1 protein-coding gene is annotated in these 595 nt (G+C 47.2%); it reads right to left on the reverse strand.

The window, feature by feature from the left end; translation table 11 throughout:
• Positions 1–204 precede the first annotated feature (204 nt).
• Positions 205–471 (reverse strand): DUF211 domain-containing protein, encoded by a 267-nt coding sequence (locus ACOCD2_RS25180; RefSeq protein WP_293650733.1) that lies wholly within the window; start codon positions 469–471, stop codon positions 205–207.
• Positions 472–595 lie beyond the last annotated feature (124 nt).

A 595-nucleotide genomic window follows, 5' to 3' on the forward strand; every position in this document is an offset into this window, starting at 1 on the left:
CAGCGCCAGCTCTACACCAGATACTTGCCAGGGACTCTTGATTCCCAGTATCTGGGCATATAGGTCTTTGTCTCTCATAGGGGATTACGATAATCTACCCACTCCATTTGGGGAAGAGCCGATGTTTTTTATCACCCCGGCCCGCACCGGAATAATATTTAGCAGGCTCAAGCGGGAAAGATCCACACGGAGGTGCTCAGACAATCATATGGAAGAGCTGCCGGAGACTTCAACTTCGTCAATGCTGTGGACTGATGCGCCCATCTGTTCAATTGCTGTTTTGATTTCGTCGAAACTGATGTCTCTGCCTTCGATTGTCACAATAGTGCTTTCTGTTTTCTTGTCCACTTCGGTAACAGTCAGTCTCACACGATAGTCCTCCCCGATGCCTGCCAGGGACAGAGAAAAATCCAGAGCATTCGGCTGATGAGGCTTTAGTACATCAAGTACCAGTTTACGTGTTTGTGGCATGGAGAATTCTCAGCATGATTCCGCCAGAATGGAGAAAGTATTTTTTGAATTGAGGATGTATGGCCATTCCAGTCACTGGGGAAAGATTTGAGCCGTCGCTTCTCATATTAGTACAAATTTGCGG

Source organism: Thiolapillus sp. (assembly GCF_048562965.1).
Classification (GTDB): domain Bacteria; phylum Pseudomonadota; class Gammaproteobacteria; order Chromatiales; family Chromatiaceae; genus Thiolapillus; species Thiolapillus brandeum_A.

Coding starts and splice junctions, on each gene's coding strand:
- ACOCD2_RS25180 (WP_293650733.1), bottom strand. CDS start 471: ATGCCACAAACACGTAAACTGGTACTTGATGTACTAAAGCCTCATCAG.